Origin of the sequence: Streptomyces sp. NPDC002884 (genome assembly GCF_040295245.1) — a bacterium.
Lineage (GTDB): Bacteria > Actinomycetota > Actinomycetes > Streptomycetales > Streptomycetaceae > Streptomyces.
Window position 1 is genome coordinate 269,419 of record NZ_JBEOVB010000009.1, and the last position, 19,803, is coordinate 289,221.

The 19,803-nt window shown below is 72.0% G+C and carries 15 protein-coding genes and 1 pseudogene; 6 read left to right on the top strand and 10 right to left on the bottom strand.

All coding sequences use genetic code 11. The features are described from left to right. Positions 1-445: 445 nt before the first annotated feature. From ABT070_RS21235 to ABT070_RS21255, 5 genes are all read right to left on the bottom strand, one after another. Complete coding sequence (locus ABT070_RS21235; protein WP_351762823.1) at positions 446-1,780, bottom strand: NtaA/DmoA family FMN-dependent monooxygenase; 1,335 nt, start codon at positions 1,778-1,780, stop codon at positions 446-448. Next, positions 1,777-2,850, bottom strand: a complete 1,074-nt coding sequence (locus ABT070_RS21240; RefSeq protein ID WP_351762825.1) for an LLM class flavin-dependent oxidoreductase — start codon at positions 2,848-2,850, stop codon at positions 1,777-1,779. Before ABT070_RS21240 ends, ABT070_RS21235 begins: the two co-directional genes overlap by 4 nt. A gap of 43 nt (positions 2,851-2,893) precedes the next feature. Beyond that, on the bottom strand, positions 2,894-4,678 hold the full coding sequence (locus ABT070_RS21245) for an FAD/NAD(P)-binding protein (protein WP_351762828.1): 1,785 nt from the start codon (positions 4,676-4,678) through the stop codon (positions 2,894-2,896). Between the two features lie 427 nt (positions 4,679-5,105). After that, the gene (locus ABT070_RS21250; RefSeq protein WP_351762831.1) at positions 5,106-5,702 is read right to left on the bottom strand and encodes a GTP-binding protein; all 597 of its coding nucleotides are present in this window, start codon (positions 5,700-5,702) and stop codon (positions 5,106-5,108) included. 190 nt (positions 5,703-5,892) lie between these two features. Next, positions 5,893-7,095, bottom strand: a complete 1,203-nt coding sequence (locus ABT070_RS21255) for a DUF5685 family protein (RefSeq protein ID WP_351762834.1) — start codon at positions 7,093-7,095, stop codon at positions 5,893-5,895. Positions 7,096-7,407: 312 nt separating this feature from the next. Between ABT070_RS21255 and ABT070_RS21260 the strand changes: the two genes are divergently transcribed. Continuing rightward, complete coding sequence (locus ABT070_RS21260) at positions 7,408-7,845, top strand: cell division protein SepF (RefSeq protein WP_310435202.1); 438 nt, start codon at positions 7,408-7,410, stop codon at positions 7,843-7,845. Positions 7,846-7,887: 42 nt separating this feature from the next. Here ABT070_RS21260 and ABT070_RS21265 read toward each other — a convergent pair whose 3' ends face one another. Next, entirely contained in the window at positions 7,888-9,078 is a 1,191-nt protein-coding gene (locus ABT070_RS21265) for an acyl-CoA dehydrogenase family protein (RefSeq protein WP_351762837.1), read from the bottom strand. Positions 9,079-9,260: 182 nt separating this feature from the next. Further along, positions 9,261-10,862 (bottom strand): MFS transporter, encoded by a 1,602-nt coding sequence (locus ABT070_RS21270; RefSeq protein ID WP_351762840.1) that lies wholly within the window; start codon positions 10,860-10,862, stop codon positions 9,261-9,263. Between the two features lie 350 nt (positions 10,863-11,212). On the opposite strand from ABT070_RS21270, the gene ABT070_RS21275 reads away from it, so the two are divergent. Both ABT070_RS21275 and ABT070_RS21280 read left to right on the top strand, forming a co-directional pair. Continuing rightward, complete coding sequence (locus ABT070_RS21275; protein ID WP_351762843.1) at positions 11,213-12,433, top strand: mannosyltransferase family protein; 1,221 nt, start codon at positions 11,213-11,215, stop codon at positions 12,431-12,433. 205 nt (positions 12,434-12,638) lie between these two features. Beyond that, positions 12,639-13,685 carry a phosphatase PAP2 family protein gene (locus ABT070_RS21280; RefSeq protein ID WP_351762846.1) on the top strand — a complete coding sequence of 349 codons (1,047 nt, stop codon included), beginning with the start codon at positions 12,639-12,641 and terminating at the stop codon, positions 13,683-13,685. A gap of 116 nt (positions 13,686-13,801) precedes the next feature. Here ABT070_RS21280 and ABT070_RS21285 read toward each other — a convergent pair whose 3' ends face one another. Next, positions 13,802-14,017 carry an I78 family peptidase inhibitor gene (locus ABT070_RS21285; RefSeq protein ID WP_351762849.1) on the bottom strand — a complete coding sequence of 72 codons (216 nt, stop codon included), beginning with the start codon at positions 14,015-14,017 and terminating at the stop codon, positions 13,802-13,804. Between the two features lie 382 nt (positions 14,018-14,399). On the opposite strand from ABT070_RS21285, the pseudogene ctaD reads away from it, so the two are divergent. After that, positions 14,400-15,974: pseudogene (gene ctaD, locus ABT070_RS21290) on the top strand (aa3-type cytochrome oxidase subunit I); the annotation flags it as partial. On the opposite strand, the gene ABT070_RS21295 reads toward ctaD, so the two are convergent. Together ABT070_RS21295 and ABT070_RS21300 are read right to left on the bottom strand one after the other, a co-directional pair. Further along, positions 15,973-17,013: a helix-turn-helix transcriptional regulator gene (locus ABT070_RS21295; RefSeq protein ID WP_351762852.1), complete on the bottom strand. Its 1,041-nt coding sequence runs from the start codon at positions 17,011-17,013 to the stop codon at positions 15,973-15,975. The pseudogene ctaD and the gene ABT070_RS21295 overlap by 2 nt on opposite strands. Before the next feature lie 82 nt (positions 17,014-17,095). Continuing rightward, a complete protein-coding gene (locus tag ABT070_RS21300; protein WP_351762854.1) occupies positions 17,096-17,818 on the bottom strand; it encodes a LysM peptidoglycan-binding domain-containing protein in 723 nt (240 codons plus the stop codon). Positions 17,819-18,356: 538 nt separating this feature from the next. Between ABT070_RS21300 and ABT070_RS21305 the strand changes: the two genes are divergently transcribed. Both ABT070_RS21305 and ABT070_RS21310 read left to right on the top strand, forming a co-directional pair. Then, entirely contained in the window at positions 18,357-19,139 is a 783-nt protein-coding gene (locus ABT070_RS21305) for a DUF8842 C-terminal domain-containing protein (RefSeq protein WP_351762857.1), read from the top strand. Positions 19,140-19,268: 129 nt separating this feature from the next. Next, positions 19,269-19,670 carry a hypothetical protein gene (locus ABT070_RS21310; protein WP_351762860.1) on the top strand — a complete coding sequence of 134 codons (402 nt, stop codon included), beginning with the start codon at positions 19,269-19,271 and terminating at the stop codon, positions 19,668-19,670. The last annotated feature ends 133 nt before the right edge of the window (positions 19,671-19,803 follow it).

Below are 19,803 nucleotides of genomic sequence, written 5' to 3' on the forward strand. Positions count from 1 at the left end.
CCGATCCCGGGACCACGCCCGCGCCCGTCGGCGTTCGGCACCCCGGCGGTACGGTCCTCGCCGTACGGGGTGGAGCGTCCGGGCACCGCCCGGCGCGCGTCGCGGGGGGCGCGTCGATGCCGGGGAACCCGTGCCGGGCCGCCGAGCCGGGGGCGAAGTCGCCTGCCTCCCGGACGTCCTCACGGACCGGCACCACCGGCGGCCGGTCACCGTGCGCGGCCCCCTGCCGCGTCCGTCGGTCCGGTGCCGGCGCCGAGCCGTACCTCCCCGCTGAACGGCTTCCCGTCCGCGGTCAGGCCGTCGGAGTCGGTCGCGGTGAGCACCACGGCGTCCTCTTACGCCACCCAGGTCCCGGGGGTGTCCGGAAGTCGACCGCCCGGAGAGTCCTCCAGCCGGGGGTTCCCCCGGGCCGTCTCAGGCGCCGGGGCTCCGTTCTGTCGTCTCGTCATGGGGTCTGTCCGTCCCCCACCGGGCCGGGCAGTCCGAGGTGGGAGCGCAGGGTGTGTCCTTCGTACTCCGTACGGAACACGCCGCGTTCCTGAAGCAGCGGCACCACCCGGTCGACGAACTCGTCGAGCCCGCCGGGCGTGAGCTGCGGTACGAGGACGAAGCCGTCGGCGGCGTCCTCGCGCACGCACCGCGCGAGTTCGGCGGCGACCGCCTCGGGCGTGCCGACGAGGGACTGCCGGGCGCTCGTCTCGATCACGGTCTGCCGGATGGACAGCCCCTTCTCCTTGGACAGGGCGCGCAGCCTCCCGGCCGTCGCGACGGCCTCACCGTGCCGGGGACGGCCCCACGCCGGCCGCGGGTCGGCCACCGGGTCGAACTCGGGCAACGGCCCGTCGGGGTCGTACGCCGACAGGTCGACGCCCCAGAGCCGCTCCAGGGTGAGGAGGGCGCGCTGCGGGGAGACCTGCTGCCGTCTGATCGTGGCGGCCCGTTCCTGTGCCTCGGCGGCGTTGTCACCGAGGACGACGGTGACGCCGGACATGATCTTCAGGTCGTCTTCGGTACGGCCGTACTTGGCCAGCCTTCTCTTGACGTCGGCGTAGAAGGCGCGCCCGGCCTCCGGCGTGCCGTGCCGCGCGAGGACGACATCGGCGGTGGCGGCCGCGAACTCCCGGCCCTCTCCGGAGGCCCCCGCCTGGATCACCACCGGGTGTCCCTGCGGTGAGCGGGGCACGGTGAACTCCCCGGCGATGTCGAAGTACCGGCCCTGGTGCGCGAACGGCCGGGACGCCTCGTCCGCTGTCCAGGAGTCCCACAGTCTTCTCGCGGTGGCGACGAACTCGGTGGCCCGCGGGTACCGGTCGGCGCGGTCGAGGTAACCCCCTCTGCGGAAGTTCTCGCCGGTGAGGTCGTCCGAGGAGGTCACCACGTGCCAGGCCGCCCGGCCGCCGCTGAGATGGTCCAGGGTGGCCAGTCTGCGGGCGAGTTCGAACGGCTCGTTGAAGGTGGCGTCGGCCGTGGCGGCCAGCCCCAGGCGCTCGGTCACGGCGGCGAGCGCGTTGAGGACGGTGAGCGGCTCGGGGCGGCCCGCCACGTCCAGGTCGTGGATACGGCCCCGGTGTCCGCGCGGCCGCAGCCCCTCGGCGAGGAGGAAGAAGTCGAACAGGCCGCGTTCGGCGGTCCGGGCGAGGTGCTCGAAGGAGGAGAACTCGATCGGCGACTTCGTCTCGGGGCCGGTCCAGACGGTGGTGGTGTCGGCGCCGGGGAAGTACGCGGCCAGGTGGACGTGCTTGCCGGGCGGCCTCGGGCCGTGGGGTTCACGGCCGCTCATGCCGCTCCCCCCGCGTACTGGTTGGCGGGCCGGCCCAGTCCCAGGTGCTCGCGGAGCGTGCTGCCCGGATAGAAGGTGCGGAACAGACCACGGTGCTGAAGCAGCGCGACCGTGCCGTTGACCAGCCGTTCCAGATCGCGGCGCGGTTCGACGGGAACGAGGTGGAAGCCGTCGGCGGCGCCGTCCTTGTACCAGGAGGTGATCAGGTCGGCGAGGTCGACGGGGCCGCCCCGGTAGAGCGGGCCCTGCGCGGTCTGCCGGGGGCCGCCGCCGCCGTGGCCGGGTTCGGCGGCGTGCTCGCCGTCCCCGAGGTCGATCAGCAGACTCACCAGGACGAGCAGGGAGTTCGGGTCGCGCCCCGCTCCGGCCGCGTCGGCCCGCAGCCGGTCGCGGACGGTGCGGGCCTGCGCGGGGCTCACCGCGCGTACGAGGGCCACGTCGGCGTGGCGGGCGGCGGTGGACCGGGCGTGTCCCTCGGTGGCGTCGACCACGCGCACGGGGTGTCCCTGCGGAGGTCTGGGCGCCAGGGAGGGGCCCCGCACCGAGAAGGCCGCGCCGGTGAAGTCGACGTGGTGCAGCTTGTCCCGGTCGAGGAAACGGCCGGTCGGCACGTGCCGTATCTCGGCGCCGTCCTCCCAGCTGTCCCACAGTCTGGCCGCCACGTCGGCGACTTCGCCGGCCTCCCGCCACAGCGCGTCCAGCGGTGCGGAGTGCCGGCGGCCGAAGAGACGGGCCTCCCCCTCCGTGGTGGAGACGTCGATCCGCCAGCCGGCCCGGCCGCGGCTGACCCAGTCGAGCGTGGCGACCGTGGCCTGGACGTGGAAGGGCTCGGTGTGGGTGGTGGTGAGGGTGGGCACCAGTCCGACGCGCTGCGTGGCGGGCGCCACCCGGGACAGCACGGCCGACGCGTCGGGCCCGGGCCGGGCGAAGGTGTCGTCCAGCGTCACGAAGTCGAGTCCGCCCCGCTCGGCGAGCCGCGCCAGCTCGACATAGGGCCCGGCGTCGTACGCCCCCGGCTGGTCGACCGCGGCCGCCAGGTGCAGCGGGCCCCGGCCGTGCGATGAGGTCATGGGGGAGAACCCTTTCTTCCGTGACGCTTCGAAGTGGAGCGGTTCACCCGACGGCATCGGCGCCCAGATCCCGCAGGAACACCAGGACGGCCCGGGCGGTGGCGTCGTTCTGCCGAAACGCGGGGCCGCCGGTGCGCGGCCGGGTGAACGCGCCCGGCGTACGGCCGTCGGTGTGCGGCCCGAGCGCGAAGCGCCGTGGGTGCGGCAGGCCGGCCCGGTCCAGGACCCGGCCGTCGGCCCGGTCCACCCGCAGCAGTCCGTCCGGGGTCTCGCCGGCGCCGTCGGCGTGCAGGTCCCGCAGCAGCGGGTCGAGGGCGCGCCGGAGCGTCGGCTCCGGCAGCCGGGCCTCCACCAGCGCCCGCGCCTCGACCGAGAAACCCGGCACGGTGGCGCTCGACGCCCGGAACACCCCGTCCCGCGCGTGTACGGCCATGTCGGCCCCGACGAACTTCAGCACGCCCGCCCGGGACAGCGCGAGCAGCTGTCTCAGCCGGGGGCCCGGCGGCCCGGAGGCGAGGTAGCTGAAGAATCCGTGCCACCAGGAGCCGATGCCCCCGAGCCGGATCAGCTGCCCGTACACGGACAGCAGTCCGAGGAACACGGCCAGGTCGGTGCTGTGGGCGGCGTCGTGACGGCGGCTCAGGTCGTCCTCCACATAGCCGCGCAGCCCTTCCTGGAACTCCTCGAAGGACCCGTACGTCACGCCGTCCAACGGCCGGTCGAGGGCGGCCAGGTCGAGCCGGTCCCGCGGATCGGGCACGGCGGATGCCACCAGGGCCTCCCGTTCGGCGCCCTCGGCCGCGGCCTCGTACTTCTCCTCGAAGTCGGTCCAGGCGATCGCGGTCCGCTCGGCGTGGACCGTGAACAGCCGGTGGTAGTGGGCGAAGCCCAGCTCCTTCTCCACCAACGGCCACACATCCCGCCGGAAGTCGAAGCCCTCGGGCCGCGCGAGCAGTCCGTCGATCTCGGCGGGCCCCAGGAACCGGGGCAGCGGCGGCCGCTCACCGGTCCAGTCGTAGCCGATCTTCGAGTGGTACGGCACACCGCGCCGCGAGCCGACGTACAGCACCGGTTCCCGTCCCGAGGGCACATAGGTGTCCCCCTCGTACCGGCCGCCGCGGCCCTCGGTGAGCAGCACCATCAGGTCGACGAAGGCGAGCCCGAAACCACGCACCAGCACGGGCTCACCGGCCGGCAGCGCGGACAGGTCGCTGTCGGCCGTGAAGTCCGGCGGCAGATGGACGAGCCCGTGCTCCTCCGCGTAGGCCGCCAACTCGCGCTGTTCCTGGTCGAGTTCGGCGTCGAGATGGCCGAGGGCGAGGACGACGAGGTCGGCGGACAGGGGCTGGTCCCGGCCTTCCAGCCACACCTGCTGGCGTCCCGCCCGGGGGCCGCTCACCCGCAGGGCGCGCCCCGGATGATGGTGGACGGTGACCTCCGGGGGCAGGGCGGCGACCGCCTGCTCGTGCACCCAGCGCAGATAGGAGCCCTGGATCTGCCGGTCGGCGAAGGTGCCCCCGTCGAGGCCGGCCCACTCGTGCAGCGTCGGGCCGGGCCGCACCGGACCGGCCATCTCCACCGTCTCGTCGGTGAACATGGTGACGTCCTCGGCATGCGAGTTCATCCACAGCAGCGGCGACTGGGCGGCGCGCCAGATGCGCCCGGCGCCCGGCGGATGCGGATCGACGAGATGGATGTCGAGCCCCGAACCGGCGTACAGCTCGGACGCGTTGGCGGCGATCCGCTCGATGAGGCCGGTCCCCCGCGGCCCGGCCCCGACGATCACGAGGGTGGCAGGGGATTCGGGGTCGAGGGTTTCGGAAGACATGCGAAGGCTCCGTGACAGCTGGGATCGAACACGGGTAGGTGCCTTCACACACCGAATGGGGCGCGCCGCGCGGCGCAGATACGGCCGAGCCCCTCAGCAGGGCCGTGCAGCGAGAGTACGTGGGCGTTTCCCCTCACTGTCAAGGCCGTCCACACTGTGAGCGGTACGTCTCAAGTCGGTTGACGCCTAACCGGAGACCTGTTCCACTTGGCCCATGCATCCGCAGCAGTGTCTGGTCACCCGCTCCCACATCGACTTCGGTCGCGTGTGGTCCTGTTCCTGTTGAGCTGACCCACTGCGGCCCCCGCTTCCGGGGCGCCCTTCTCGCGTACTCCCCTCACGCAGCTCCGCCTTCACACCCGCGCTCTCCCCTCGAGCCGCACCTTTTCCACCGTTTTCGCCGTACCCCACGCCTGTCCCGCTGCGATCAGCGCGCCCCGACCGCCCTCCGTCCCGGAGCGGCGCGGAACCCGACCACCCGATCCATCAACGCCCCCAGCACGTCCCGCACGGAACCGCGCTCACGCGCGTCGCACTCCAGCACGGGCACGTCGGCGTTCAGCCCCAACGCCGCCCGCACCTCCTCCAGTTCGAAGTGTTCGGCCCCGTCGAAGCGATTCACCGCGAGGACGAACGGCGCGCCCTGGGCCTCGAAGTAGTCGACGGCCGGGAAACACTCCTCGATCCGCCGGGTGTCCGCGAGGACCACCGTTCCGAGCGCGCCCTCCACCAAGTCGTCCCACAGGAAGGAGAACCGGTCCTGCCCCGGCGTGCCGAACAGGTACAGCGCGATGGCCGGGTCGAGCGTGATCCGTCCGAAGTCGAGCGCGACGGTGGTGGTGGTCTTGGACTCCACGCCCACGAGCGAGTCCACGCCGACCGACACCTGGGTGATCGGCGCCTCGGTGTCGAGCGGGTCGATCTCGGAGACGGCCCCGATGAAGGTCGTCTTCCCGACCCCGAGCCCGCCGCTCACCACGATCTTCACGGCGAGCGGAACGGTTTTGTCAGAGCGCCCGGGCATGATCATTGATCCTTTCGCGCATCCGGAGCGACGGCTCCGCGGGTTGCCGGCACGCGAACGGCCGAACCGCCGATGACGATGGACGGCCGTACGAAGTCCGCGTCCTCGACCGGAGATACGTTCCGGGGATGCCCGCCGCTCACCGTGGCGCCCCGCACGGGGCGCCACGGGCCGCAACAGTGACGCCGCGTCAGCAGTCGCAGGAGCAGCACTCACAGCACTCGCAGCACTGACACCCGTCGCAGCAGCAATCGCAGCCGTCACAGCCGTCGCGGCACCAGCCCTCGCGCTTCTTCCGCGACCAGGGCCCCTCGAACTCGTCGGCGCAGCAGGCCCGGCAGGTGCAGCACAGCCCGAGCGCGACCGCGCAGCCGGCCCAGAAGCCCCGCTTCCCGGGCCGCGGCGGCTCACCGCCGAAGGGATTGCCGCCGTAGGGGTTGCCGGGCGCGTGCGGGTCCGCCGGCCCCTGGGGGGCGTACGGGCCGGTCGGCGGCCCGAAGGCGCCCTCCGGCGGGTGCGCGTGCCCGCAGGACTGGGTCCCGAACGCCCGGTCGACCGACCGCTCCAGCTCGTGCGCCAGCAGCAGATGCGCGAGCCTGCCGTCCTCGAACTCGACATCACGCAACGCGAGCCGGATGCCGTGCAGGGCGTCGTCGGCGAGCCGGCGGGCCTCGGTGAGCGGGGTGCCGGTGGCCGTCAGCGGGTTCCAGGCACCGGCCGCCGCGTCGGACTCCCGGTCCTCGACCGCGTCCAGCAGATGCGCCAGCCGTCCGAAGAGCCGGCCGGCCTCGGCGAGCGGAGCGGCGTTGCCGGGCCGGCCCGCCAGGACCGCGGTGTGCGCGAAGGCGGCGGCGGTCGCGGTCTCGGTCGGCTCGGTGACGGCGCACAGCGGGGTGCCGGGCCCGGCGAGCGCCTCGATGCCCACCTGCCGTTCCACCGCGTCGACGAGGACGGCGGTGTCGAATCCGACGGCGGCCCCGCCGCGTTCCCCGGCCCGGCCCCAGCTCGCGGCGACCCGGCGCGCGGCTACGGCGACGGGCCGCCGCGCCAGCAGCCCGTCGCCGTCGGCGACGTGGTCGCGCACCTTGGCCGAGGCGAGCACCAGCGAGACGGCGGCCGCGAGCCGGGCGCCCTCGCCCTGCGCGACGGACGCGGTGCGCATCCCGCGCAGCGGGCACGGTCCCGCCGTCCGCCGCCCTCCGCCGACCGTGACCCGGGCCGCCTGAGCCTCCGTCAGGACCGATATGAGCAGCCCGTCGTAGTTGGTGACGACCCGCGCGAACTGCCCGTGGTCGCCGCGCAGCGCGAGACACAGCCCGCACAGGTGGGCCATCCACTGGGTCCTGAGACCCTCCCCGAGCCGGTGACTGCACGGCCTGACGATTCCGAACACGACAACCCCCGTCGTCCTTGGGACATTCAGCTGCGGCATGCTATCGACCGATTGTCATGCCGGATCGGGGGCACTCGGTTCACCCGGACGCACCGTGCGTCACTCGTTCGCCACGAAGAATCATATTTCACTCACAGTCAGCAGCCGTATGCGGTACGACCCTTGGGAGACGCGGGCTCTCGACGGATTCGCTGTGCACCAGTACCGTCACAAACCCCCCGCGCGGCGTCTATCCACTTGGCGCGACATCCGCATCATGGACGACCATGGGGAATGCGGAAAGCAGAAAGACCGCTGTGAGAGGAGGCGTCCATGGGATCGGTGCGCAAGGCGAGTGCCTGGCTTGGCCTCGTCGACGACAACGATGACGAGCGTTACTACGACGACGACTATTCCGAGGGGACCGACTCGGGCGACGCCTGGGTCACCGACCCCCGTGTGAAGGTGGCGACGGACACGGCCGAGGAGAAGGGCCGCCGGATCGGCACCGTCACCCCGGACAGCTTCCGGGACGCACGGGCGATCGGTGAACTGTTCCGCGAGGGCGTGCCGGTCATCATGAACCTCACGGCCATGGAGGCCGGCGACGCCAAGCGCGTCGTCGACTTCGCGGCCGGGCTGATCTTCGGCCTGCGGGGTTCGATCGAGCGGGTGTCCACCCGCGTGTTCCTGCTGAGCCCCGCCAACACGGAGATCGTGAACGGAGACCCGTCCGCGCACCGCACGGACGGTTTCTTCAACCAGAGCTGAGGCAGGGCCGCTCACCGGCCCTGCCCCGGCTCCCGGGCCGGCTCAGCGGAAGGCGTCGAGTCCGGTGAGCGCCTTGCCCAGCACGAGCTGGTGCATCTCGACGGTGCCCTCGTAGGTGAGGACCGACTCGAGGTTGGTCGCGTGGCGCATGACGGGGTATTCGAGCGAGATCCCGTTGGCGCCGAGGACGGTGCGGGCGGTCCGGCAGATCTCGATCGCCTCCCGCACGTTGTTGAGCTTGCCGAAGCTGACCTGCTCGGGACGCAGGCGGCCGGCGTCCATGCGCCGCCCCAGATGATGGGCGAGCAGAATCCCCTTGTGCAGCTCGACCGCCATGTCGGCGAGCTTGGCCTGGGTGAGCTGGAACCCCCCGATGGGCCGTCCGAACTGCTCGCGGGTCTTCGCGTACTCGACGGCGGTCTCGAAGCAGGAGCGCGCCGCTCCCATCGCCCCCCACACGATGCCGTAGCGCGCGTGGGACAGACAGCTGAGCGGTCCGCGCAGCCCGGTGGCCTCCGGCAGGACGGCGTCGGCGGGCAACCGCACGTCGTCGAGCACGAGCTCGCTGGTCACGCTGGCCCGCAGGGACCACTTGTGCTTGATCTCGGGCGCGGAGAACCCCGGAGTGCCGGCGGGCACCACGAAGCCGCGGATCCCGTCGTCGCTCTGCGCCCAGACGACGGCCACCCCGGCGACGGACCCGTTGGTGATCCACATCTTGCGGCCGTTGAGCACCCAGTCGGAGCCGTCCCGCTTGGCGTACGTCCGCATGCCGGCCGGGTCGGAGCCGTGATCGGGTTCGGTGAGCCCGAAGCACCCGATGATCTCGCCCGCGGCCATCCCCGGCAGCCAGGTCCGCTTCTGCTCCTCGCTGCCGAAGCGGTGCAGGGCGTACATGGCGAGGGAGCCCTGCACCGAGACGAGGGACCGGATGCCGGAGTCGGCGGCTTCGAGCTCGAGACAGGCGAGGCCGTACTGCACGGCGCTGGCGCCGGCGCACCCGTAGCCGCTCAGCGACATCCCGAGCGCCCCGATGGCGCCGAGCTCGCGCGCCAGCTCCCGGATCTCCGGCAGCTCCCCGCGCTCGTACCACTCGGCGACCCGGGGCAGCACCCGGTCCGCGGCCCAGTTACGCACGGTGTCCCGGATCGCGAGATCCTCCGGCTCCAGCAGATCGTCGATCCCCAGGGGATCGGCGGGGTCGAACGGGGGCAACTTCGAGGACGCAGACATCGGCAAACCCTCCGCCAGACTAAAACTAGCACCGCTAACTACCAGGTCCGACGCTACCGCAAGCCGCCGACGGCGACGCGTCTCCCGCGGGAAACGCCCACCTTTCGATCGACAGCGGACGGGTGGTGGCGGGGTGGGCGCGTGGCCGGGAGGCTCATGCGGAGAGGCTCATGCGCAGACCCTCATGCGGAGACGCGGGACTCCACGACTTCCCGGGGCGACGGAAGCTCCACTCCCGCCGGAGGCACCTCGCACTGCATGACCCGCGGCAGCCGCAGCGCCCACACCGCCCCCAGCAGCAGCAACCCGGCACTCACCAGCAGCGTGACATGCAGCCCGTGCACGAAGCTGTCCCTGGCGACCCGCCGCAGCGCGACCCCGACCGGCCCGCCCAACTGCCCGGCGACCTCGTACGCCTCGCCCAGCGAATGCCCCGCCGCGTCCGACGCCGACGCCGGCACCCCCGGCACGGACTTCAGCCCGGGCGCGTACGCGGCGTTCATCACGCTTCCGAGCAGCGCGATCCCGATCCCCGCGCCCAGCTGGTACGACGTCTCCCCGATCGCCGCCGCCCCGCCCGCCTGCTCCGGCGGAGCCTCGCTCAGCATCGACTCGTACGCCGCGAACAAGGTCGTCTCCAGGCCGAAGCCCAGCAGCAGGAACCCGAACAGCAGCAGCCCCGTGTTGTCCGACCCGCCCATCGCGGTGAGTGTCAGCACCGCCAGCGCGGTGAGGACGAACCCCCCGCACACCATCCGGCGCGGCCCGAACTGCCGGAGCAGCCGTGCCCCGGCCAGCCCGGCCGCCATCGCGGCGAAGGTCAGGGGCAGCAGTCGCAGGCCCGTCTCCAGTGGGGACAGCCCCAGCACCAGCTGCAGGTACTGCGCCGCGATCAGTTCGAGGCCCACCAGTGCCAGCATCGCCAGCACGATGCACCCGACCGACGTACTGAACGCCGGCCGCCCGAACATCCGCAGGTCCACCAGTGGATGCAGGCGACGTCGCTGACGGCGGACGAACAGCACGATCAGCACCGCGCCCACCATCAGCGGCACGACGGTGAACAGCCCGAGTTCCCCGCCGCCCAGCCGCTTCACGCCCAGCACGACGCCGAACAGGCCGGCCGCCGCCATCAGCGCGCCGACCACGTCCCAGGGGCCGTTCGCCGTGCCCCGCGACTCGGGCAGCAGAAGCCGGCCCACCGGCAGGCTGACCAGCATCAGCGGGATGTTGACGAGGAAGACCGAGCCCCACCAGAAGTGCTCGAGGAGGAAGCCGCCCAGAAGCGGGCCGACCGCCGCGCCCACCGCGGCCACCGCGCTCCAGATACCGATCGCGAGCGCCCGCTCACGCCGCTCCGGGAACACCTGCCGCAGGATCGACAGCGTCGCGGGCATGATCATCGCGCCGCCCACACCCAGCAGCGCACGCGCCAGGATCAGGGTCTGCGCGCTGCCCGCGAACGCGGCCAGCGCGGAGGCGACGCCGAACAGGGCGTAGCCGAGCAGCAGGATCCGTCTACGGCCCACCTTGTCGCCGAGCGTGCCGAAGAGGATCAGCAACGCGGCGCAGACCAGCGGATAGGTGTCGACGATCCAGAGCAGTTCGATCGCGCCGGGCCGCAGGTCCTCGGTGACGGCGGGCACCGCCACATGCAGCACGGTCGCGTCGACGGCCACCAGCAGCAGGCTGACGCACAGCACCACCAGGACGACCCAGCGGTTGGCACCGGCCCCGGCCGCCCGACGGCGCAGCCCAGCGGCGGCCGTGGTCGTCCCGGACATGTACGCACCTCCCAGGTGATCCCCCGGTTCGGCGGGCTCACGGGGTGGGGACTCCCCGCGGCTCGGCCGGAGAGGAGCGGTGTCTCCGGCCCGCGCAGACGAACACGAGTGGAACGCAGCGTACGCGAGTTCGCGCCAGGGCCACGTGGCGGACCTCTCACGACCCATGGGCAACCCATGTGGCGTACGCCACTCCCGTGTCACTTCCGGGCCACCCCCCGTACCCCGCCCCGCACCACCCCGTACCCCGCCCCGCGCCACCCCCCGTGCCCCGCCCCGCGCCGCCTCCCGGAGCGCCCCGGGAGCCCCGCCGGACCGGGTCGCCGGGCGGGCCGTCGATAATCGGGCCCGTGACCGATCTCGATACGCGCGTGACGCCCCCCGGCTCCGCGACCCTGCGCCGGGCGGCTCCCGCCCTCCTGGGGTACGCGGCCGTGCGTGCCCTGGGTCTGCTCGCCCTGGTGCTGTGGAGCGCCGCCCGCGACAAGAGCGCGTACACGCTGCTGACCGCCCGCTGGGACGCCCTGTGGTACACCAGGGTCGCCGAGCTGGGATACGGCTACGAGGTCCGTCTGCCGAACGGCGACGTCCACTCCAACCTCGCCTTCTTCCCGCTGCTGCCCTGGCTGGAGAGGTCTCTGCACGCGGTGACCCCGCTGTCGTACGCCGACGCCGGTTTCACCGTGTCCCTGCTCGCCTCGTTCGCCGCGGCCTGGGGCGTCTTCGCGGTCGCCGACCAGGTGTACGGGCGCCGGGCCGGGGTGTGCGCGGTGCTGGTGTGGGCCGTCCTGCCCGTCGGGATCGTGCAGTCGATGGCGTACAGCGAGTCACTGTTCACCGCGCTGGCCGCCTGGTCGCTGTACGCGGTGCTCACCGGCCGCTGGGTGACCGCGGGGGTACTCGCCTCGCTGGCCGGTCTGACCCGTCCGGTGGGGCTGGCGGTGGTCGCGGCGGTCTGGGCGGCGGCCGTGGCGTCCTTCGTCCGCGACCGGAAGAACCCGACCGTCCGCGACCGGGAGACCCCGACCGCCGACTCCCCTCCCCGGCGCGGGGCCGGGAAGACCGGCACCCGTGTCGTGCCACGCGCCCTCGGCATGCTCCTCGCGCCCCTCGGCGTCGCCGGATACGTCCTGTGGGTCGGCCACCGCACCGGCAAGGGCCCGCTCGGCTACCTCGACGTCCAGGCGGGCTGGCGCAACGGCTTCGACGGCGGCTACGCCTTCGCCCGCTTCGTCGCCGACAAGTTCACGTCATTCCCGTCGGCCCTCGCCGGCGTCGGACTGATCGTCGGCGTCGCCCTGCTGCTGTGGCTGTACGTCGTCTGCGTGCGGCAGCGCCAGCCGCTCCCGCTGCTGGTGTACGGGGGTGCGGTCCTCGCGCTCGCCCTGTGCGCGTCGAGCTACTTCGGTTCCAAGCCGCGTCTGCTGCTGCCGGCCTTCCCGCTGCTGCTGCCGCCCGCCCTGGCCCTGGCCCGGCTGCGGACGTCCAGGTCGGCTCCGGTGGTGGGGTGCCTCGCGGCGGCATCGGCCGTGTACGGCGCGTGGTGGCTGAACGGCAGCGGTCCTCCGTAAGAGAATCCGCCTTTCCGGTGAACCCTCTTATACGTTCCCTAAAACTATCTCCTGGAATGATCAAAGGAATTGAAGGGAACGGCGTTCGACGATTAGTGATTCCACAGGAATAATTGCCCTTCTGAGAGCAATCCCACATCACATCGTCATCACAAACCAGCGGAATCGGCCGGGTCGCGAGCTCACTCGCTGTAACGTCGTTTAGGTGCGTACCGAACAAAACCTCACCCGTCTGGACCGGGTGTTCGCCAGGCTCGACCGGGAGCCGGAACGACCGGCCCACATCGATGTCCCGAAGATGAGCAGGCACCGGGTCGCGCTGGCCCTGGCGACCCTGGCCTTCTATCTGGCGATCGTGTGGCTCGTGGTGATCACCTCGTGGCTGGTCCGCCTCGACTGGCTGGTCATGTTCTTCCGGCCGTACCAGCAGTGGTCCGGCATCCACTGGTTCGTCGACTACTACGTGGTCCTCGGCCAGCGCGGTCCGACCGCCGTGATGGTCGCCGCCTGGCTCGGCTGGAGATCCTGGCGGCAGCACACCCTGCGCCCGCTGCTCACGCTCGGCGCCTCGCTGCTGCTGCTGAACATCACCGTCGGCGCCGCCAAGCTCGGCATGGGACGGCTGGGGCCGCACTACGCGACCACCATCGGCTCGAACGAGATGGGCCTGGGCGGCGATATATTTCCCAGCGGCCATACCGCCAACGCGGTCGTGACCTGGGGAATCCTGGCGTATCTGGCCTCCACCCCGAGAGCCCGCCGCTGGTTGTCCGCGCTCTCGGCGGTGACCTCGCTCGGCGTCGGCCTCGCCACGGTCTACCTCGGCACCCACTGGCTCAGCGACGTGGTGCTCGGCTGGGCCGCGGGTCTGCTGATCCTGCTGGCGCTGCCCTGGTGCGAGCCGCTGATCGCCCGCGCCGAGGTCGCGATCTTCGACCTGCGCGACCGCTGGCGCGACCGCCGCGCCGGTACCGCCCCGGTCCCTGCACCGGCTCCGGCTCCGGCCGCACCCGTCGCCGTACCCGTGCCGTTCGCCTCGGGTGCGCCGGCTCAGGAGGAGGCCTCCGCGGCCCGCGAGCCGACCGCCCCGGCCCGGTCGCCGCGCGCGCCCGTCTATCTGGCGCCGGGCCCGCACACGACCCGCTCGGAGCGCACCCCGGTCACCCCGGTCGGCAGCCGCCGCCCACCGCACGCCGACCGCCTCCCGCGCGGCACGGCGGCCTCCGCGGCCCGCCCGCTCACCGGCGGCTGACCTCCCCGAACAGCGGGACCCCGGTACGCACAACCCGGTTCCGCACCCGAAGGCCCCGGTTCCCGAAGACGGGAACCGGGGCCTTCGCCGTGCTCGTCTCGGCCTTCTCGGGCGTCTCAGCCCTTCCAGGCGCGCGCCACGTGCCCGTCGCGCACCTCGAAGTTCAACCGGCCGAAGCGGTACTCCATGGTGACGATCGTCCCCGGCGCCAGCGCACGCACCGTCGACCACCCCCGTTCGCGCGCGAGCCGCTCGGCCCGAGCGGCCTCGAGGCCGACGTATCCGTCCGGATTGTCCTGGGGCTCCGCTGGCGGAGTGGGATTCGGTGCCATACCGCCACGCTAGGCGGCGAGCCCCGCCCCGGGAACCCCGGACCGGCGATACGAATCACTCGGGTCACACTTCTGTCACAGGATCACGACACGCGTTTCGGCGGTCATGACATCGGCCGGGGCACAGCGGACGCTCAGATGTACGAGCCGTTCCGTGCGCCTTCCGCGCGAATTCGAACGTAATTCCCGCGTGTCGCCCGGCCACCCCGAAAGGCCCGGCGGAAAGTTCGCGGAGAACCGTCCACCGACCCCATCGCATTCCGATTCCGTACGGGATCGCGGGAGCTGACTGCTCATAGGAAATGCACGGCTCCCCCACACATCCTCCGTACGCACCCGGGGCGTCGGCGGGCCCGGCACAGGGCGAGCGAAGGGGCGAGCGATGGGGACTCAGACCGTGGCGGCGGCACGGACCGCGGGCACCAGGCGCGGTGGCCGTGGCCGGGTGGTCGTCGACTGGCTGACCACCACCGACCACAAGAGGATCGGCCACCTCTACCTGATCACGTCCTTCTCCTTCTTCCTCGTCGGCGGGATCATGGCACTGCTGATGCGGGCCGAACTCGCCCGGCCCGGGCTGCAGATCGTGGACGGCGACCAGTTCAACCAGCTGTTCACGATGCACGGCACGATCATGCTGCTGCTCTTCGCGACCCCGTCCTTCGCGGGCTTCGCCAACGAGCTGATGCCGCTCCAGATCGGCGCCCCGGACGTGGCCTTCCCCCGGCTGAACATGCTCTCGTACTGGCTGTTCCTGTTCGGCGGGCTGACGGTGCTGGGCTCGCTGCTGACACCGGACGGCGCGGCGGGGTTCGGCTGGTTCGCCTACGCGCCGCTGAACAGCGGGCAGTTCTCGCCGGGGATCGGCCCCGACCTGTGGATCATGGGCCTGGCGCTGGCCGGCTTCGGCACGATCCTCGGCGCGGTCAACTTCATCACCACGATCATCGGGATGCGGGCGCCCGGCATGACGATGTTCCGGATGCCGATCTTCACCTGGAACACGCTCTTCACGTCGATCCTGATCCTGATGGCCTTCCCGGTGCTGGCCGCCGCGCTGCTGGTGCTGGAGGCGGACCGGCGGTTCGGTTCGACGGTGTTCGAGGCGGCCAACGGCGGGGCGCTGCTGTGGCAGCACCTGTTCTGGTTCTTCGGGCATCCCGAGGTCTACATCATCGCGCTGCCGTTCTTCGGGATCATCACCGAGATCATCCCGGTCTTCAGCAGGAAGCCGATCTTCGGCTACCTCACCCTGGTCGGCGCGACGATGGCGATCACCGGGCTGTCGATCGTGGTGTGGGCGCACCACATGTTCGTCACGGGCGCCGTGCTGCTGCCCTTCTTCTCCCTCATGAGCTTCCTGATCGCGGTCCCGACGGGCGTGAAGTTCTTCAACTGGACCGGGACCATGATCAAGGGGTCGCTCTCCTTCGAGACCCCGATGCTGTGGGCGACCGGGTTCCTGGTCACGTTCCTGTTCGGCGGCCTGACCGGGGTGATCCTGGCGTCACCGCCCATGGACTTCCACGTCTCCGACTCGTACTTCGTGGTCGCCCACTTCCACTACGTCGTCTTCGGCACGGTCGTCTTCGCGGTCTTCGGCGGATTCCACTTCTGGTGGCCCAAGTTCACCGGGAAGCTGCTCGACGAACGGCTGGGAAAGATCCACTTCTGGACGCTGTTCACCGGCTTCCACACCACGTTCCTGGTGCAGCACTGGCTGGGCGCCGAGGGCATGCCGCGCCGGTACGCCGACTATCTCGCCGCCGACGGGTTCACCACGCTCAACACCGTCTCGACGATCGGCTCCTTCCTGCTCGGCCTCTCCACCCTGCCGTTCCTCTACAACGTCTGGAAGACCGCCAGGTACGGCACCAGGGTCGAGGTGGACGACCCCTGGGGGTTCGGCCGTTCCCTGGAGTGGGCGACGTCCTGCCCGCCGCCCCGGCACAACTTCACGACGCTGCCGAGGGTCCGCTCGGAGTCCCCGGCGTTCGACCTGCACCATCCGCAGTACGCGGCCCTGACCCCGCGGCCCGAGCCAGAGCGCCGTCGAGCCGGTCACGGGCCGTCCTGATCGCCTCGATCAGCTCCACGGGCTCCAGCACCTCGAACTCGAAGCCCGCCATCATCACGTGGATCACCATCACGTCGAGGCTCGCGGCCCCGGTGCGCAGCACGCAGGCCCCGTCGCCGTCGGGCTCCAGCGTCCCGGCCGAGGGCGAGATCCGTTCGGCGGCCTCGGCCAGGGGCACGAACAGCCGGACGGTGGCCCGGGTGGCGTACGCGCGCGTGGAGACGCCTTGCGAGACGTACGCGGCGAGGTCCTCGGCGGGCGGTTCGCGCGGGGGGAAGCGCGGTCCGTGCGGCGGCTTCGGCGTGAGGCGGTCCACCCGGAACGTACGCCAGTCGGCGCGGTCGAGGTCCCAGGCGACCAGGTACCAGCGGCGCTCGGTGCACACCAGGCGGTGCGGTTCGACGGTGCGGCGGGTCGCCGTGCCGTCGTGTCCCCGGTAGTCGAAACGCAGGCGTTCGGCGTCCCGGCAGAGGTGGGCGAGCTCGGTGAGGATGCCCGGGTCGACGGCGGAGGACCTCGGGCCGCGCAGCATCGGCACGGTGAAGGCGTTCAGGGCCCCCACCCGACGCCGGAGCCGGTCGGGCAGCACCTGCTCCAGCTTCGACAGGGCCCGTACGGAGGTCTCGCCGATGCCCTCGATGCCCTGCCCCGCGGCCGTCCGCAGCCCCACCGCGACGGCGACGGCCTCGTCGTCGTCCAGCAGCAGCGGCGGCAACTCGGCGCCGGCGCCGAGCTGGTAGCCGCCTCCGGTGCCGGGGCTGGCGTTGACCGGGTAGCCCAGCTCGCGCAGCCGGTCCACGTCCCGGCGGACGGTGCGCGCGGTGACTCCCAGCCGGTCGGCGAGCTGGGCGCCCGACCACTCGCGGTGGGCCTGGAGAAGGGACAGCAGGCGCAGCAGTCGGGCGGAGGTCTCCAGCATGCGCCCAGTGTGTCCCACGGGGTGGGCGGACCCCACCCGGCCGTCCCGCCGGACGGGGCCCGCCGGTCCCGGAGGGGACGGCTCAGAGCGTGAGGCGCTGTCCGGGCACGATCAGGTCGGGGTCGCCGCCGACGACGGCCCGGTTGGCGGCGTAGACCCGCTGCCAGGTCAGCCCGTGGCGGGCCGCGATGGTGCTGAGGGTGTCGCCCGTCCGGACGGTGTAGTCACCACGGTTCGTGCCGCGCGAGGTCTGGCCCGTCGAGCGCTCCGGCGCCTGCGAGGAACCGGAGGAACCCGAGGGCGCGGAGCCGGTACCGGACCGCGAGGAGCCCGACTTCGAGGAGTTCGAGGTGCCGGACTTCGAAGAACCGGACTTCGAGGAGCCCGACTTGGCGGAGCTCGACTCGGCGGAGGACGATCCGGCCCCCGGTGCGCTGCCGGACGCTCCGGCGCGCGCCGAGCAGGTCGGCCACGCGCCCCACCCCTGGGCGTTCTGCACCTTGGTGGCGACGGAGATCTGCTGTGCCTTGCTGGCCTTGTCGGCGGTCGACGCGTAGGCGGTGCCGCCGTACGCGCGCCAGGTACCGGCGGAGAACTGGAGTCCGCCGTAGTAGCCGTTGCCGGTGTTGATCGACCAGTTGCCGCCGCTCTCGCACTGGGCGATGCGGTCCCACACCCCGCTGTCGGCCGCCGCGGCGTCACCGGTGGCGGAGAGCAGTCCGAGGGGGGCGAGCAGGATCGCCCCGGCGAGGACCGCCGTCCTGCGCGACGAGGTGCGGGTGTGGATATCGGCACATTCGGACATGTAGATCCCTCTCTACGAACCCGGGCTCCCCCTGGCCGGGGCGCGTCGGCCGCGCGGGACGCGGTCGTCACGCCCGGCCCCGTCCGTCGGCGGTGGTGCTTCGCGCTGTCTGGCTCTGCGCGGCCGGCGGACGTACCCGAGCGGTGCTCGTTGCACACGGCGGAGCAATCTAGGCAGCTGACGAGTCGTTATCAACCAACTCCCCGTTGTCCCAGGCCAGTTAGCAGTTACCGTAGGTAGCGGCGAATTTCGGCCACCTACTTCGCTCCCTCATTTCCGGATTTGTCGACCACACCCCCGGACGGACTGTGAGTCAGCTCACCGGATCAACACCCGTGACCTCTCCGTTACTTGACATGGAGTGGCGGATTCCGCACGCATCGTGACCGCGCGCGCAGGATGGTTCGATTCCGTTCGCCATCCAGCGTGACCCTGGCCACAGATCGCCCGTTGTCTTCTTCATGAGCCGGGGACCGACCCGGACCACGAGCCGGGGGCCACCCGCCTCGCCCACGCACCGCATCCGAGGGAGCCACCCGTGCCGCGCATGCTCGACGTCAGCGACGAGGTACGCGCCGAGATCGGCGACGAAGAAGCCGACCGGCTGCTCGCCGGAGACAACGCCCCGGGCAGTTACGACTGCACGTCCTGCCGCACCCCGGGCGACTCCGAGAACGAGCGCACCAGCACCGTCCTGTTCATCGGGGACGAGACCGCCGTCCTCGCCTTCGCCCACTCCACCTGTCTGCCCTCCCAGGTCGTCCAGGTCACCGAGGAGCAGCTCCAGGGGGCGGTCCGCTCCATCAGCGGCGACACCGTCGACCTGGACCCCGACAAGGTCGCACCCGAGCAGGCGGTGCTGGGCGTCACCAGCGGACTCGTCCTGATCGCCGGGGAGTTGCACCCGGCCCTGGTCGTCGAGCCGACCGCGCCCATCGTGCGGCCCGGCACGACCGGCGCCGGCGACGACTTCCTGCCGCTGCTCATCGAGCAGGGCTTCATGCCGCTGTCCGAGCTGACCGAGGTACCGCCGGTGCAGCACGGCTGGTCCGTGCTGCTCGCGATGGGCCAGCTGCACGCGGTGCTCCAGCCCTCGGTGAACGGCGGGCAGCCGGTCGCCTGGTGGCAGGCGCACCAGCCGTTGCAGGTGACGGAGGGCTGGCGGGCCGCCGCCAACAAGCACCAGCAGGTGCTGATGTTCGCGGCGCCGGTGGGCTCCATCGGGCGTCAGCCCCGGGAGGACCTGCTGCGGGGCGCGCTGGACAAGGCAGCGGCCAACGGGCAGCTGGTCGGGGCGGCCCTGCCGCTCGCCGGCACCTGAGTCCGCCCACCGGGCGCGGGGGCTGCGGTCGTACGGCGGCTGAAAGGCCGTCCACGGACGCAGCCCCGCGCTCCCCCGACGACGCCCGTCGAACCGCATCTCTTCCAGTGCCGCGTCGTTTGGACATACGTGCACACCTACGACGTTCCCCGCCGCCCGTCCTTCCAGCCGATCCCGTCCGCACGACCGGCTCAGGACGCTCAGGGCGGCCCATCGGCCACGCCGATCTACGACGCGCTCTACGCCGAGTACGTCAAGACGTTCCGTTCGCTGCCGGGCGACCGCAGCGGCGAGGACGAACTGGGGTTCACCGCCTTCGGGAACATCCCGCACAGCACGAACACCTACCCGGCGCCCCGCCCGGGGTCGTTCAGCAGCTCCTACAGCGCGTACAGCGCGGGGGCACAGAGCGCGCGGGTCGGGCAGCAGTCCCAGTGGCAGCGGGTCGGACAGCTCGGCCAGCAGCCCGCGCCGACCGCGATGCACCACATCCCCGCGGCGCTCCCGCCGGCCCCCCGCAGGACCTTCTGATCCCCGTTCGCGGGGGGGGGGGGGGGCCCCGGGCCGGGGGGGGCCCCCCCCCCCGGGGGGGGGTAATTTATGTGTTTTGGGCCCGCGTCGAACGCCCCCCCCCCCCGCAGTTGTTTGGGGGGGGCGGGAGAGG